This is a genomic window from Chelativorans alearensis (assembly GCF_010993735.1).
GTDB classification, from domain to species: Bacteria; Pseudomonadota; Alphaproteobacteria; order Rhizobiales; family Rhizobiaceae; genus Chelativorans; species Chelativorans alearense.
The window spans coordinates 64,653-77,206 of record NZ_WQNI01000022.1 but is presented as its reverse complement, the minus strand read 5'-3'; the positions used below and the strand labels follow the sequence as shown (position 1 = coordinate 77,206).

The following is a 12,554-nucleotide window of genomic DNA, read 5'->3' as shown; positions in this document are numbered from 1 at the left end:
ACCGTCTTGTTTTGATACTTATGTATACAAATTATTGCAGCTCATTCGTATTCTGGATACGGGCTAAACGACGGACGGATCCTCGTTTTCCAACCGTTCGGGGGATGGCTGTCACGGCGGCGGCGTCAGAAGGAGCGGCGACGGGACGGCCAATGCAGTAGTATTGAATGCCATGCCCCGCGACGACCTCCGGATCATAGAGATTCCTGCCGTCAAAAATGGTCCGGGTGGAAAGCGCCGCTTTAATCGCGCCGAAATCGGGCGCCATGAATGCCTTCCACTCGGTGGCGATCACGAGCGCGTCCGCCCCGTGTAACGCCGTCGCGCAACTGTCGGCCAAAACGAGATCGGGGCGCTCGCCGTAGATGCGGCGGCACTCCGGCATTGCGGCGGGATCGTAGGCCCGAACCTTTGCACCGGCCTGCCAAAGCGCCTCCATGATGGCCCGCGACGGCGCCTCTCGCATGTCGTCCGTGTCCGGTTTGAAGGCCAATCCCCAGAGAGCGAAGGTCTTGCCCCCGATATCGCCGGCGAAATGCTTCATGATCTTGTGGACGAGGACCTCCTTCTGCCGCCTGTTCCGGTCGTCGACAGCCTTGAGAACGTCGGCCTCCAGACCGAGATCGGCGGCGGCTGCGATCATCGCGCGCACATCTTTGGGGAAGCACGAACCCCCATAGCCGGCACCCGGATAGATGAAGTGATAGCCGATACGGGGATCGCTGCCGATGCCAAGGCGCACCTTCTCGATGTCGGCCCCGACGGCTTCAGCCAGGTTCGCCATTTCGTTCATGAAACTGATCTTCGTTGCCAGCATGCAGTTTGCGGCATACTTCGTCATCTCGGCGCTGCGCACGTCCATGACCACGATCTTTTCGTGGTTTCGGTTATATGGCGCGTACAGCTTGCGCAGCGTTTCCTCCGCGGCCTTGCTGGAGGCACCGATGACGATGCGGTCCGGCTTCCTGCAATCGGCTACGGCGGAGCCCTCCTTGAGGAACTCCGGGTTGGAGGCGACGTCGAAGGTCAACGTGCTGCGTCCGCGTACTGCGATTGTCTTCCTGATCCTCTCGGCGACAAGGTCCGCGGTGCCGACGGGCACGGTCGACTTGATGGCGATGACGCGGTGAGCCTCCATGTGCACGGCGACGGTTTCGGCAGCGGAAAAGACCTGTTTGAGGTCTACCGAACCGTCCTCCCTGGGAGGTGTCCCAACCGCGATGAGCTGCACGAGACCATGCCTGACACCCTCGGCGGCATCGGTTGTGAAGCACAGCCTGCCCCTGGCGCAATTCTCCTTCACCAGGGGATCGAGCCCAGGCTCGTATATCGGGACACGCCCCTGCCTCAGACGCTCGATCCTATCGGCGTCGACATCGACGCAAACAACGTCGAAACCAGCCTCTGCGAGCACCGCTGCCTGGACCAGACCAACATAGCCGGTGCCGAATACCGTGACTTTCAAATCGAATCTTACCGCTTTTTGCCGTTCAATTATTTTTAAAACTATACAGTTTCGTATTGGATATGTTTGTGACGCTGTTTATGTAGGCATCCAGTATATGTATATCCATTGTACATCGGATAGGCAAGGGTGCCTTTCGTGTACCGCCCCGAAGGCGTTCCGTTCGTCGTATGCGGCGGCGGGAGCGCCGGCCTTTGACGAAGACGTTCAAACCGCTTTCCCTTCTTCGATTGGAGCGATATCAACGGTTTCCAAGACTGATGTCGCCGAGGGAGAAAAGATGCCGCGCATTGCCTATGTGAACGGCCGCTACGTCCGCCATGCCGAGGCTGGAGTGCATATCGAGGACCGGGGCTACCAGTTCGCCGACGGTGTCTACGAGGTCTGCGAGGTGGCGCGCGGTTACATCATCGACATGACCCGCCATCTCGACCGGCTCGGCCGCTCGCTCTCCGAACTATCCATCGAGTGGCCGATGCATCGCAGCGCGCTGGAGATCGTCATGCGCGAGGTGATCCGCCGCAACGGCGTCGAGAACGGGCTGGTCTATCTCCAGGTCACCCGCGGCGTGGCCCCGCGCGATCACGTCTTCCCGGCGCCCGGCACGAGACCGGCTGTCGTCGTGACCGCCAAGCGCCTCGACCCGAAGGCGGCTGCCAGGCGCGCGGAAAAGGGCGTCAAAGTCATCACCGTGCCGGAAAACCGATGGGAGCGCGTCGACATCAAGACGGTGGGCCTCTTGCCCAATGTGCTGGCGCGGCAGAAGGCGCGCGAGGCGGGTGCGGCCGAAGCCTGGTTCCTCGACACCGACGGCATGGTGAAGGAGGGGGCAGCCACCAATGCCTGGATTATCACGGCCGACGGCAAGTTGGTGACACGGCCGGCCGATTTCGGCATACTGCGCGGCATCACACGGGCGACCGTGCTTGACTTGGCCGCAAAAATGGGCCTTGCGGTCGAGGAAAGGGCGTTTTCCGTGGAGGAGGCGCAATCGGCGCGCGAGGCATTCATCACAGCCGCTTCCACCGTTGTCATGCCGGTTGTGGAGATCGATGGCCGACCGGTGGCCAACGGCCACCCCGGCTCGCTCACCCTGTCTCTGCGGCACTCGTTTTTTGACGTTGCGGAAAAAAGTCCTGCCTGTTAACCACTCGGGCAGTCGGCTCAAGAATAACGGTGCTGGCGGGAGCGTGGCAGGAGGGCAGTCGTCGCGCTTGACAGGGCGGGGTGACATTTGCGCTACTGCCGCGCAATGCGCAGGGGATGGTGAAAGAAAAGAACAATGGCGGAACGTTCGCAAAATCTGCAGGACCTGTTCCTGAACACCGTTCGCAAGAGCAAGAACCCGCTGACGATCTTCCTGATCAATGGCGTGAAATTGACCGGCGTGGTGACCTCATTCGACAATTTCTGTGTTCTTCTGCGCCGCGACGGCCACTCGCAGCTCGTCTACAAGCATGCCATCTCCACGATCATGCCGAGCCAGCCGGTGCAATTGTTCGATGCCGAGGAAAACAGTCGGGAAGGCTGATTGGCAGATAAACCCAAGGCTGCCGACGATCCGCGCGCTGATGACGGCGCGCTCGCCGGCGAGATCACGAAGGCCGTCGTCGTAACGCCGGTGCTGACCTCCGCGCGCACACAGGGCGAGGAGGGGGGTGCGCGTGCGCGCATGTCCCTGTCGCCGCAGGCAAGGCTTGAAGAAGCGGTGGGCCTTGCCGAGGCGATCGACCTCGAAATTGTCCACAGCGAAACGTTTCCCGTCTCGGCGCCGCGCCCGGCGACGCTGATCGGCGCCGGCAAGGTGAGCGCGCTCGCCGGCATCGTCGCCGAGAGCGAGGCCGAGCTGGTCGTCGTCGACCACCAGCTTTCCCCCGTGCAGCAGCGCAATCTCGAGCGTGAGCTCAAGGCCAAGGTGCTCGACCGCACCGGCCTTATCCTGGAAATCTTCGGCCGCCGCGCCCGCACCAAGGAAGGCCGGCTGCAGGTCGATCTCGCGCACCTCGAATATCAGCGCGGCCGGCTCGTCAGAAGCTGGACGCACCTTGAGCGCCAGCGCGGCGGCGGCGGCTTCATGGGCGGCCCCGGCGAGACGCAGATCGAGGCCGACCGCAGGCTTCTGCAGGAGCGCATCATCCGCATCAAGCGGGAACTGGAGACCGTGCGGCGCACGCGCGACCTGCACCGGGCCAAGCGCCGCAAGGTGCCGTTCCCGGTGGTCGCCATCGTCGGCTACACCAATGCCGGCAAGTCGACGCTCTTCAACCGGCTGACGGGCGCCTCCGTCATGGCCGAGGATATGCTGTTCGCCACGCTCGACCCGACGCTGAGGCGCGTGCGGTTCCCGCACGGCACGGTCGTCATCCTGTCCGACACGGTCGGCTTCATCTCCGACCTGCCGACCCACCTCGTCGCCGCTTTCCGCGCCACGCTCGAAGAGGTGGTGGAGGCCGATCTCGTCATCCACCTGCGCGACATCTCGGACCCCGACACTGCCGCCCACGCCACCGATGTGGAGGACGTTCTGGCAAGCCTCGGCGTCGATGCCGCCGATACCAGCCACATCATCGAGGTGTGGAACAAGATCGACCGCCTCAGCGAAAGCGACCGCGAACGGCTTTTGAGGGACGAGGCCAACAAAACGCCCCCGGTCGCCGTCTCCGCCGTGACCGGGGAGGGGATCGACGACCTCATGGCGCTGATCGAGGAACGTGTTGCCGGCCGTGTCGCAGAGACGTCCGTCACCCTTTCACCGGACCAGATGGCGCTTATGGATTGGGTGTACCGGCACGGCGAGGTCACCGGCCGCGAGAATCACGAAGACGGCAGCATCACCATCCGCCTCCGCGCCACCGATGCGGCGCGCGACGAGATAAGGCGGAGATTATCTAGTAATAACAAGGGGTAGGGTAGGGGTTTTAATGCGCTACCTTCTTCTCTTCGCGCGCTGCCAAAGTCCCTCCATCTCCTCCAGTGAAGCCGCGCCGAGCGTCTTTCCATCCGCCTCCAGCCCCCGTTCCACGGCGTGGAAGCGGTGGCGGAACTTTTCGTTGGTGCCACGCAGCGCCGCCTCCGGATCGAGCCCCATATGGCGCCCGAGATTGACTAGCGCGAACAGGAGGTCGCCGAATTCCTCCGCCACCGCCTCGCGCCGCCCTTCGTCCATGGCCTCGCGCAGTTCGCCGATCTCCTCCTCGATCTTGTCGAGGATCGGCCGCGGCGCACCCCAGTCGAAGCCGACGCGGGCGGCTTTCTCCTGCAGCTTCAGGGCGCGCGTCAGCGCGGGCAGGGCGACCGTCACATCGTCGAGATAGCCCGCGCTCTCGTCGCCAGCGCCGTTGCGCGCCGCCCGGCGCTCCGCCTTCTCCTCCGCCTTGATCTTTTCCCACATGCCCTTGGCCATGCCTGCCTCGCGTGCGTCCTCGTCGCCGAAGACATGCGGGTGGCGGCGGATCATCTTAGTGGTGATCGCCTCGACCACATCGCCGAAATCGAAGGTGCCGGCTTCCTCGGCCATCCGCGCATGAAAAACCACCTGAAGCAGAAGGTCGCCCAGCTCCTCGCGCAGATCGTGCATGTCGCCGCGCTGGATCGCGTCGAGAACCTCGTAGGCTTCCTCGATCGTGTAGGGCGCGATGGTCGAGAAATCCTGCTTCACGTCCCACGGGCAACCCGTCTCCGGGTCGCGCAGCGCGGCCATGATCTCGATCAGGCGGGCGATGTCCTTGGACGGCTTCATGGGCGGCGGCTCCGTTCACTGGCGGCGAAGCCGTAGCGCGCATCGGCCGCATTCTCAAGCGGTTCGATTATCGCACGGTGAGCGTGACAGGCCCGTGGTCGCGCGGGAAGAGCGAGCACCGAGTGTCCTCTCGGATGGGGCGCGCGGTCGCAGATTGAGCTAAGTGGCGTATGTTTCAAATAAAGCTCCGCCAAATTGGCGAGGTGCGCAAGCAGCCAAGCCATGAGATATTCTTCCTCTCGGGTAGATGAGGGGGCCGTTCTGTCGATCGTTTTACTGCAGGCGCGTTTCTTCTGGCGCGCCGGCCACTGAGTTACTGCGTGAGAAGGGAGGCGCGTCGGTGGATGTTCTTGTGTTGGTTTGTGCCTTGGCTGTCTCCGCACCCGACTGCCAGCGAAGCACCGCAATTCACGGCTTCTACGCCCCCGATCCGAGGCCCGATCTCGCCGGCTGCTTCCGTGAGGGTTTGCTTTACGCCGCCCAATCCGGGATGGTCGTGGCAGGCACTTATCCGAAGGTCTTCTGCATTCCGCCACGAAGTGCGCGAGCGAGAGCAAGCAAACTCACCACGCGCGATTAGGGCCCTGTGACTTCTAATGTAAATGCAACAACCACTTAGAAACAGCGACAGGGCAGGGAGGTCAGCCTCCGGTCAGGCGTGCTGGTCGGGGTTGCTAAGCCTGTCCGGGGGCGGATGGCGATGCTGTGTTGAAAGGTCTGCTGTGCGGACGAAGCTGACGTTTGACTGCTTTTCTTGTATTGATGCGGGCCTAGTGGAGAAGGTTTAAAAATGCAAAAAGTAAACTGCACCGCACATGGCACTCAAGGTATCGGATTGGTATGCCAGCACATAGCGTATGCCGTTGATAGTGATAGCCCGAAAGTCGGGTTCTTCTTTGGAAACGAGGAAGATACAGCGCGGCCCGATGCTTGGTGCAGCGTCTGCGAGGAAGCGCTCGTCGAACTGAACGGTCAAGACGCTGATCGTTGGTTTGAAAAGGCGGGGTTCAAGGTATTTTGCGCCTGTTGTTGGGACGAAGCCAAGACTGCCTGCTCTTAGTTTCGCGTCACAACGGGCTTAAAGCCGTCATTTGATTACTTCACGCCGGAACACTTCAGCAGGTGTTTGAAAACCCAGGCATTTTCTCGGCGTACCGTTCAACTGATCGATCAGAGACCGTATCGATTCGTCCGTGATCGACAAGACAGCAGTGTCTCTGGGCAGATAGCGCCGGCCCCTCCGGTTCATGTTCTCAACGGTGCCTTTCTGCCAGGGCGCTGACGGGTCGCAGAACCAGGCGTCCGTTCCCATGCCCTGCTTCAGTCGCCGCCAGGAGACGAATTCAAAACCTCTGTCGAATGTCAGACTTTGCCGGGCATGCCTGGGCAGGGGGCCGAGCACGTTGATAAGCTGGTCCATGATCGGTTTGGACTGCCGGTCATTGTTCTTGAACAGCACAGTGAACCAGCTTGTCCGCGGTGACCAGCCGGCCTTCAAATGCGAAAAAGTACGGCTCAAAACGTCGCTCCCGAAAAACAGGCAACTTAGCGCCTTTGTTGCAGTTCGGGATAGAATGTGCCCCCAGTACATATAGAGATCGCATAAGATAGATTATGGAACCAGCGTGCTAAGCCAGCGGTGCTGGGATTGAGCGCTGCGGTGGTGTTGATCGGTCCCCGGATCAAGCCAAAGGAAGCGCCTCGTCACGCCACGATATCGGCCACCTCGGCTTGCGCGGCGGCCATCAGTGCCTTCGGCTCAGCCGCAAAGACGGCGTCGTGCGCTCCGGCCGCCGCCCAGACCGTCGTGAAGCCCAGCAGCGTCTCATCGGCATAGCGACGCACGCTCGCCGGATGGCCGAGCGGCGAAACGCCGCCGATGGCAAAGCCGGTTTCCTCGCGCACCTTGCGCGGATCGGCGCGCGTCAGGTTCTCGCCGGCAAGCCGGCCGGCTTTTCCCAGATCGAGCTGATGGCCGCCGGATACCAGGAACAGATAGAGTTTTCCGGACGTCTCGCCGGCAAAGATCAGCGACTTGACGATCTGATCGACCGCACAGCCGCATTGCGTTGCCGCTTCCTGGGCCGTGCGGGTCGATTCTCCCATGCGCTTGATTTCGATCTCAAGGCCGGCTTCCGCCGCCGCGGCAGCCACCCGGTTGACGCTCTTCGACATCCAAAAAACCTCGTTATTTCAATCGTCTGAAATATCCGTCTCAACCACCATCCCATCATACGCCGGTTCCACGTGGTCCGGCGCCTCTCGCCGCACGGCCTCGTAGTCGAGCGGGGTATGCATGTGTGTCAGGATGGCGCGCTTCGGCTTCAGCCGCTCGATCCATTCCAGCGCTTGCCCGAGGGAAAAGTGACTGGGGTGTGGCCGGTGCTGCAGCGCATCGATCACCAGCACCTCAAGGTCGGCCAGCAGCGGCACGGTCTCCGGCGGGTAGCCGCTCACATCGGAACAATAGGCGAACGGACCAACGCGGAAGCCGAGCGAGCGGATATCGCCGTGGATCTGCGGCAGCGGCGTGAAGGTCAGCGCTCCGCCCTCGCCGGCGATCGTGAAAGGCTCCTCGTGGCGGATTAGGTGCGGCGTCACGATCGGCGGATAGCTGCTCCCTGCCGGTGTCTCGAAGCAATAGGCGAAGGCGCCGCGCAGGCGCTCCATGGTCGGCTCGTCGGCATGGATGTCGATCCGGTGCCCCTGCACCTGCACATAGCCGCGCAGGTCGTCGATGCCGTGGATATGGTCGGCGTGCGGGTGGCTGTAGACGACACCGTCGAGGCGCGGCACCTTTGCTGCGATCATCTGCTCGCGGAAGTCCGGCCCAGTGTCAATGGCGATGCGCGTGGCGCGCCCGTCCGGCTTGATGCGCTCCACCAGGGCGGCGGCCCGCAAACGCCGGTTGCGCGGGTTCGCGGGATCGCAGGCGCCCCAGTCGCCGTTGATCCGCGGCACGCCGGGTGAGGACGCACAGCCGAGAATGGTGAGCCGCAGCCGGTCCCCCAAGGCTACGCGCCTTTCCCGGCCGGGCGCGGCACCTTGGCGAAGAGACGGAAGAAATTCTCCGTCGTCAGTGCCGCCATCTCGTCAGCGGAAACGCCGGCCGTCTCGGCCAGCACCGCCGCCGTGTGCGCCACATAGGCCGGCTCGTTGCGCTTTCCGCGATAAGGCACCGGCGCCAGATACGGCGCATCCGTCTCCACCAGGAGCCGGTCGCGCGGCATGCTTCTGGCGATCTCGCGCAGGGCTTCGGACTTCTTGAACGTCAGGATGCCGGAGAAGGAGACATAACCGCCCAGCGCAACGCCCGTGCGCGCCAGGGCCGGCCCGGAGGAGAAGCAGTGCAGGATGAAGGGGAAGGCCCCCTTCCCTGCCTCGTCCCTGAGGATAGCCGCGATGTCGTCGTCGGCCTCGCGCGCATGGATGACGAGCGGCAGCCCGGTGCGCCGCGCCGCCTCGATGTGGGTGCGGAAGCCCTTGGCCTGCAGATCGCGCGGCGCCTTGTCGTAAAAGTAATCGAGGCCCGCTTCGCCGATACCCACCACCTTCGGATGCTCGGAAAGCGCCACGAGCTGGTCCGCCGTCACGTCGGTTTCCTCACCCGCGTTGTGCGGGTGCGTGCCGACGGTGCAGAAGACATTGTCGTAGCGCTCGGCGATGGCCTTGACGCCGTCGAATTTCGCCACGCGCGTGGAGATGGTGACCATCAGGTCCACCCCCGCCACCCCGGCGCGCGCCACGACCTCGTCCCTCTCCGCTTCGAAATCGGGAAAGTCGAGATGGCAATGGCTGTCGATCAGCATGGCGCTAGGCCCCCTGCCCCTTGTCCTCGGCCGCCACATAGCGCGGGAAGACCGGCTGCGGCGCCGGCAGCGGCGTTCCGGGCTGGAGCGCGCCAGCTTCCCCGATGTCGGCGAAGAGACGCTTGTCCGCCGGCACTGCGAGAAGGTCGAGAAGCTTTTCCGCCGAGGACGGAATGTAGGGCTGGCACAGGATGCCCACGCGGCGCAGCACCTCCGCGGTGGTGTAGAGCACCGTCTCCATGCGCGCCGGGTCGCTCTTGCGCAGCGCCCAGGGTTCCTGGCCGGCGAAATAACGGTTCGCCTCCGCCACTACCTCGAACACGGCCGCGAGTGCGGCGTGGATCGCCTGCCGGCCCATCGCCTCGCGGGCTGTCTCAAGCGCTTTCTCCGCCCGGTCGAGGATGGCCGCGTCGGCCTCGGCCAGCACGCCCCGCTCCGGCACCTTGCCGTCGCAATTCTTGGCGATCATCGACAGCGAGCGCTGCGCCAGATTGCCGAGGTCGTTGGCAAGGTCCGCATTGGTGCGGTTGACGATGGCGTCGTGGCTGTAGCTGCCGTCCTGGCCGAAGGGCACCTCGCGCAGGAAGAAATAGCGCACCTGGTCGAGCCCGTAATGCTCGATGAGCGCGAAGGGGTCGATGACGTTGCCGACCGACTTCGACATCTTCTCCCCGCGGTTGAACAGGAAGCCGTGGCTGAAGATGCGCTTGGGCAGCGGCACGCCTGCCGACATCAGGAAGGCCGGCCAGTAGATGGCGTGGAAGCGCGTGATGTCCTTGCCGATCACGTGCACGTCGGCCGGCCAGTAGCGCCAGCGCTCGGCCTCTTGGTCGGGGTAGCCGGCGGCGGTGATGTAGTTGGTCAGCGCGTCGACCCACACATACATCACGTGCCTTTCGTCGCCCGGCACCGGCACGCCCCAGTCGAAGGTGGTGCGCGAGATGGAAAGGTCGCGCAGGCCGGAGCGCACGAAGCTTGCGATCTCGTTCTTCCGCTCGACCGGGCCGATGAAGCCTGGATTCTCCTCGTAGAGCTTCAGGAGCGGCTCCTGATAGGCCGAGAGCCGGAAGAAATAGCTTTCCTCCTCGACCCACTCCACCGGCGTCCCCTGCGGGCCGTAGCGCACGCCGTCCTCGCGCACCTCCGTCTCTTCCTCGCCGTAATAGGCCTCGTCGCGCACCGAGTACCAGCCGGAGTAGCTGCCGAGATAGATGTCGCCATTATCTGCCATGGCCTTCCAGATCGCCTGGCTGGCCGCCTTGTGGCGCTCTTCCGTCGTACGGATGAAGTCGTCGTTGGAGGCGTTCAGCGCCTTCGCCATGCGCTGGAATTCCGGCGTGTTGCGGTTCGCCAGCTCGCGCGCCGAAATGCCCTCCTTGCGTGCCGTCTGCAGCATCTTGATGCCGTGCTCGTCGGTGCCGGTGAGGAACATGACGTCCTTGCCGTCGCAGCGCTGGAAGCGCGCCAGCGCGTCCGTCGCGATCAGCTCGTAGGCATGGCCGATATGCGGGCTGCCGTTGGGATAGGAAATCGCCGTCGTTATGTAGAAAGTCTCACGCGTCATATGGGAAGATATCCAGGATCGATATTCGCTCGCGCCCAGATAGCGCATCGCGGCGGCGAACGCCATGCATGGAAGCGCTTCAGTTGGCGGGCATGTCGCGTTCGGCCTCGTGAAGCCGCCGCATCAGGCCCACAACGTGCTGCTTGCGCTCGAGATTGAAGATCTCCGCCTGCCGCACCGTCTCTGCCATCTCCTCCCAGGAGGCCGCCAGCCGCGCTGCCTGTTCCACGTTGCCGGCTTCCGCCGCCCTCGCCGCGGCGGAGGCCACGCGGCCAAGCACCGCGCGGTTGAAGATGTCGAACTGCACCTGTGCGTCCCTCGCCGTCACCGCCTCGGCCAGCCGGTAGGTCTCCGTGACGTCGAAACGGCGCCCGCCGGCAACCTTCTCGATGGCTTGCGCGATCTCCAGCCCGCCGAACTGGGTGAGCAGGATGGCGTTGCGCACGCTGCCGCCGGCGCGCTCGACGAGCAGGCGCCTTTCCTCCGCGCTCTCGGGCAGGTGCACGCCGAGGCGCAGCAGGAGTTCCTCGAGCGCCCCCGCCCCCAAAGGCTGAAGTTTTATGACCTGGCAGCGCGAGCGGATGGTCGGCAAGAGCCGGCCGGGCGAATGGGCGATCAGCACGAACAGCGTGCGCGCCGGCGGCTCCTCCAGGTTCTTCAAAAGCGCGTTGGCGGCGCTGATGTTCATGTCGTCGGCCGGATCGACGATGACGACGCGGTAGCCCCCGTCCGACGCCGTCATGGAAAGGAAACGGCTGACGCGGCGGATCTCGTCCACCGTGATCACGGTCTTGAACTTCTTCTCCCGCTCCCCGTAGGGCCGCGTCAGATGCAGGAGGCCCGGATGCGCCCCCTGCGCCGCAAGCCGAAATGCCTGAGAGCCCGCGTCCGCTTCCCCGAAGCTTGCCGGCGCCTCTTCGCTCTTCGGGTGGGTGAAGAGGTGGTGCGCCAGATGGAAGGCGAGCGTCGCCTTGCCCGTCCCGCGCGGCCCGGCAAGAAGCAGCGCATGGTGCAGCTTGCCCGCGCGATGGGCGCCGGCGAGCATGGCGCGCGCTTCCTCGTGGCCGATAAGCAACGGGTTTTCGGCCGGCTCCGGGATATCCGGCAGCGTATCGTGCTGTTCCGGTGCCGTGCGCTCAAACATCGCCTGCCTCGCGCTTCGCCTCGTCTCTCGTCTCCTTCGGCATCGCCTTGTCGACCGCCCGTGCCACGGCCGCGGCGACCTCCGCGCGCGGCGCCGACGCGTCGATGACGACGCAGCGTTGCGGCTCCTTCTTGGCGATATCGAGGAAGGCCTTGCGCCGCCGGCGGTGAATCTGCAGGGTCTCCTTCTCGAACCGGTCGGCGCCCTCCCCGCCCCGCCGCTCCGTTGCGCGGCGCAGGCCCTCCTCCGGGTCGATATCGAGGATGATCGTCAGGTCCGGCATCACCCCGTTTACCGTCACGCGCTCCAGCGTCGCCATGAAATCGGCATCGAGCCCGCCGGTCACGCCCTGATAGACGCGCGAGGAATCGACGAAGCGGTCGCAAAGCACGACGGCGCCGCGGGCGATACCCGGCCGGATGACCTGCTCCACATGGTCGAGCCGCGCGGCGGCGAAGAGGATCGCCTCCAGCGTCGGCCCGAAGGGCTCCGCCGCGCCCGACAAGAGCACGTGGCGCACGGCCTCCGCCCCGGGAGACCCGCCCGGCTCGCGCGTCACCAGCACTTCGCGGCCCTCCTGCGCGAGATGCTCGGCAAGGAGCCGGATATGCGTGGACTTGCCCGCACCCTCACCCCCCTCGAACGTTATGAAGAACCCGCGCGGCAATCGCTTCCCGTCCTGCATCGGCTTTGTCGGCCCTTCATAGTCACCCAAAAGTTGAAGGTCCAACTTTCTGTTGAAACCATGCGAAAAGCGGAAACGCAACGCGTCGTTGCCTGGCAACGAATTCGGTTTAACAGAGGTCGCTTCGACCCCCACTCCGTCTCGGCCT

General features: G+C 64.1%; 12 protein-coding genes and 1 pseudogene. 4 read left to right on the top strand and 9 right to left on the bottom strand.

What is annotated here, in order from left to right; genetic code table 11:
• Positions 1–31 precede the first annotated feature (31 nt).
• A complete protein-coding gene (locus GPJ75_RS25555; RefSeq protein ID WP_163272728.1) occupies positions 32–1,465 on the bottom strand; it encodes a UDP-glucose dehydrogenase family protein in 1,434 nt (477 codons plus the stop codon).
• A gap of 280 nt (positions 1,466–1,745) precedes the next feature.
• Here GPJ75_RS25555 and GPJ75_RS25550 point away from each other — a divergent pair, with 280 nt between their 5' ends.
• From GPJ75_RS25550 to hflX, 3 genes are all read left to right on the top strand, one after another.
• A complete protein-coding gene (locus GPJ75_RS25550) occupies positions 1,746–2,612 on the top strand; it encodes a D-amino-acid transaminase (protein ID WP_163272726.1) in 867 nt (288 codons plus the stop codon).
• Between the two features lie 135 nt (positions 2,613–2,747).
• The gene (hfq, locus tag GPJ75_RS25545) at positions 2,748–2,996 is read left to right on the top strand and encodes an RNA chaperone Hfq (protein WP_159585816.1); all 249 of its coding nucleotides are present in this window, start codon (positions 2,748–2,750) and stop codon (positions 2,994–2,996) included.
• The gene (gene hflX, locus GPJ75_RS25540; RefSeq protein WP_163272724.1) at positions 2,997–4,373 is read left to right on the top strand and encodes a GTPase HflX; all 1,377 of its coding nucleotides are present in this window, start codon (positions 2,997–2,999) and stop codon (positions 4,371–4,373) included.
• Between the two features lie 18 nt (positions 4,374–4,391).
• Here the strand turns inward: hflX and mazG are convergent, their stop codons facing one another.
• Positions 4,392–5,204, bottom strand: coding sequence for a nucleoside triphosphate pyrophosphohydrolase (gene mazG, locus GPJ75_RS25535; RefSeq protein ID WP_163272722.1), 813 nt, complete (start codon positions 5,202–5,204; stop codon positions 4,392–4,394).
• Positions 5,205–5,994: 790 nt separating this feature from the next.
• Here mazG and GPJ75_RS25530 point away from each other — a divergent pair.
• Complete coding sequence (locus GPJ75_RS25530; protein WP_163272720.1) at positions 5,995–6,264, top strand: hypothetical protein; 270 nt, start codon at positions 5,995–5,997, stop codon at positions 6,262–6,264.
• A gap of 27 nt (positions 6,265–6,291) precedes the next feature.
• On the opposite strand, the pseudogene GPJ75_RS25525 reads toward GPJ75_RS25530, so the two are convergent.
• From GPJ75_RS25525 to tmk, 7 genes and pseudogenes are all read right to left on the bottom strand, one after another.
• A pseudogene (locus GPJ75_RS25525) lies at positions 6,292–6,681 on the bottom strand (IS30 family transposase); the annotation flags it as partial.
• Positions 6,682–6,908: 227 nt separating this feature from the next.
• Complete coding sequence (locus tag GPJ75_RS25520) at positions 6,909–7,379, bottom strand: YbaK/EbsC family protein (protein WP_163272718.1); 471 nt, start codon at positions 7,377–7,379, stop codon at positions 6,909–6,911.
• A gap of 18 nt (positions 7,380–7,397) precedes the next feature.
• Complete coding sequence (locus tag GPJ75_RS25515; RefSeq protein ID WP_163272716.1) at positions 7,398–8,216, bottom strand: MBL fold metallo-hydrolase; 819 nt, start codon at positions 8,214–8,216, stop codon at positions 7,398–7,400.
• Between the two features lie 2 nt (positions 8,217–8,218).
• Complete coding sequence (locus tag GPJ75_RS25510) at positions 8,219–9,013, bottom strand: TatD family hydrolase (RefSeq protein WP_163272714.1); 795 nt, start codon at positions 9,011–9,013, stop codon at positions 8,219–8,221.
• 4 nt (positions 9,014–9,017) lie between these two features.
• Entirely contained in the window at positions 9,018–10,625 is a 1,608-nt protein-coding gene (gene metG / locus GPJ75_RS25505; RefSeq protein ID WP_281354839.1) for a methionine--tRNA ligase, read from the bottom strand.
• Between the two features lie 31 nt (positions 10,626–10,656).
• A complete protein-coding gene (locus GPJ75_RS25500) occupies positions 10,657–11,721 on the bottom strand; it encodes a DNA polymerase III subunit delta' (protein WP_163272710.1) in 1,065 nt (354 codons plus the stop codon).
• Complete coding sequence (gene tmk / locus GPJ75_RS25495; protein ID WP_163272708.1) at positions 11,714–12,388, bottom strand: dTMP kinase; 675 nt, start codon at positions 12,386–12,388, stop codon at positions 11,714–11,716. Before tmk ends, GPJ75_RS25500 begins: the two co-directional genes overlap by 8 nt.
• Between the last annotated feature and the right edge of the window lie 166 nt (positions 12,389–12,554).

Coding starts and splice junctions, on each gene's coding strand:
- GPJ75_RS25550 (WP_163272726.1), top strand. CDS start 1,746: ATGCCGCGCATTGCCTATGTGAACGGCCGCTACGTCCGCCATGCCGAG.
- hfq (WP_159585816.1), top strand. CDS start 2,748: ATGGCGGAACGTTCGCAAAATCTGCAGGACCTGTTCCTGAACACCGTT.
- mazG (WP_163272722.1), bottom strand. CDS start 5,204: ATGAAGCCGTCCAAGGACATCGCCCGCCTGATCGAGATCATGGCCGCG.
- GPJ75_RS25530 (WP_163272720.1), top strand. CDS start 5,995: ATGCAAAAAGTAAACTGCACCGCACATGGCACTCAAGGTATCGGATTG.
- GPJ75_RS25520 (WP_163272718.1), bottom strand. CDS start 7,379: ATGTCGAAGAGCGTCAACCGGGTGGCTGCCGCGGCGGCGGAAGCCGGC.
- GPJ75_RS25510 (WP_163272714.1), bottom strand. CDS start 9,013: ATGCTGATCGACAGCCATTGCCATCTCGACTTTCCCGATTTCGAAGCG.
- metG (WP_281354839.1), bottom strand. CDS start 10,625: ATGCGCTATCTGGGCGCGAGCGAATATCGATCCTGGATATCTTCCCAT.
- GPJ75_RS25500 (WP_163272710.1), bottom strand. CDS start 11,721: ATGTTTGAGCGCACGGCACCGGAACAGCACGATACGCTGCCGGATATC.